Here is a 1,887-nt window from a genome sequence, read left to right on the forward strand (position 1 = left end):
AGCGCAGAAGATCTTTGGCTCTACGACGACAGATTACCTTGACGGATTTCAGTATGAAAACGAGAAGCTGAAATTCTTCCCGACAGCAGAAGGGTTTTACAATGCGGAAAGAGGAGAATATGTATACAACTACACAGATCATCTGGGCAATGTAAGATTAAGCTACAGCGCAGCAGATGGCGGGGGTATCGCTGTTTTGGAAGAAAGCAATTATTATCCTTTCGGGCTGAAGCATCAGGGGTATAATGACGGTTCATTGCTGAATGATTTTGGAACAAACTACAACTATAAGTACAACGGAAAGGAGCTGCAGGAGACCGGAATGTATGATTATGGAGCAAGTTTTTACATGCCTGATATCGGAAGATGGGGTGTCGTAGATCCTGCTGCTGAATTAGGTAGAAGATTTTCACCATATAATTATGCTTTTGACAATCCGATAATGTTTGTTGACCCCAGATGGAATGTGGCCTTGGCCAACTTGGAATCAGGTTAAAAGTTTTGGAAGAGGAGCTTGGAACGCTACGAAAGGTATGGTTAAAGGTACAATAGAAGGTGCCAGTCTTCAGAGAGCAGCAGTTATAGGAACAGTAAATGCTATGAAAACATATAAAGCATTTAGACAAGGAGGAGTAAAAGCAGCAGTTAAACAAGCAACTAACATAGTATATGAAGAGACTGGTACTAAAGCGATTGTTCAAACAGCAAAAGGTGTAGCAAAAGGAGATGCAGAATCTATCGGATCAGCAGTTGTTACTGTAGCTGCTGCAGTTGTTACTCATAAAGTAATGGGAGCAAAAGCAGGAAAAGTAGCAACTGTTACTGAAACATCTGCTACTTCTCTAGAAGGAGCGCAACTTTCAAGATCACAAATGAGTACTGCTGTTGGAGGTGGAGGAGCTGAAAGAGCTGCCCAGTTCTCTTCTCAATGGGAAAGTGGTAGTTTATCAGAAACCATACAAAAAATTGCACCTGAAGCGGAAGGAACAACAACGGCTACAGGTAAAACCATTTACAATAATTCCGAAACAGGGTTGCAAGTTGTTTACGATAATACAGGAAATTACTTTAGAATAGAAGATACGAATCTGTCTGGAAGGAGAACTTATTTGGATTTGGAAGGAAACGTGCCTAATAATAAAACAGTAAACGGAAAGCAAATGGGAAGAAGTCAAGCTGAATATAATCAAGTAACTCATTTTAATAATATAGATTAAATATGTCAAAAAAAATTATTGTTCCAAAGAGTAAAGAAGCTGAAATTGCATTGGATTACGATGCGGTAAGTCCGGATCAGATTGTGGAATTAAATATAACAAATGACGAATTCAAGAAATTATGGGATGATGGCGTCTTTATTTTAATTAATAAAATAGCAAATAGCAATATTGATGATTTTGAAGACGAGCATATTACAAATTTAGAATCTATACATAATTCATTAAATGAATTAAAAAAAAATGCTAATGGCTCGGATGAAATCATTGAAATGTTTGAGCTAGCTTTATCGTATGAAACTAGCATACATTTTTATTTCTAAGGTAATGTATCAAAGTGTTGATTTCACCCCGCTGGCGCGAGCGTCCCGCTCGTGCTGGTAACATAATAAGAACCCACCACAATTGCGGTGGGTTTTCATAAAACTTCTTATCTTTATAGTGCCGACGGGACAAAAGTGCAGAAGATCTTTGGCTCTACGACGACAGATTACCTTGACGGCTTTCAGTATGAAAACGAGAAGCTGAAATTTTCCCGACAGCAGAAGGGTTTTACAATGCGGAAAGAGGAGAATATATATACAACTACACAGATCATCTGGGTAATGTAAGGCTGAGCTACAATGCAGCAGATGGCGGAGGAATCGCTGTTTTGGAAGAAAGCAACTAC

The 1,887-nt window shown here is 38.8% G+C and carries 4 protein-coding genes; all 4 read left to right on the forward strand.

The genetic code is table 11. The features are described 5' to 3' along the window. Positions 1-496, forward strand: a 496-nt coding sequence (locus U9K52_RS21115) for an RHS repeat-associated core domain-containing protein (protein WP_322928009.1), incomplete at its 5' end; no start/stop codon positions are given. 37 nt (positions 497-533) lie between these two features. After that, positions 534-1,217, forward strand: coding sequence for a hypothetical protein (locus U9K52_RS21120; RefSeq protein WP_322928010.1), 684 nt, complete (start codon positions 534-536; stop codon positions 1,215-1,217). Between the two features lie 2 nt (positions 1,218-1,219). Continuing rightward, positions 1,220-1,540, forward strand: a complete 321-nt coding sequence (locus U9K52_RS21125) for a hypothetical protein (protein ID WP_322928011.1) — start codon at positions 1,220-1,222, stop codon at positions 1,538-1,540. A gap of 87 nt (positions 1,541-1,627) precedes the next feature. Next, positions 1,628-1,828, forward strand: coding sequence for a hypothetical protein (locus U9K52_RS21130; RefSeq protein ID WP_322928012.1), 201 nt, complete (start codon positions 1,628-1,630; stop codon positions 1,826-1,828). Positions 1,829-1,887 lie beyond the last annotated feature (59 nt).

The sequence above is a fragment of the Chryseobacterium sp. MHB01 genome (assembly GCF_034651565.1).
GTDB lineage: Bacteria > Bacteroidota > Bacteroidia > Flavobacteriales > Weeksellaceae > Chryseobacterium > Chryseobacterium nepalense.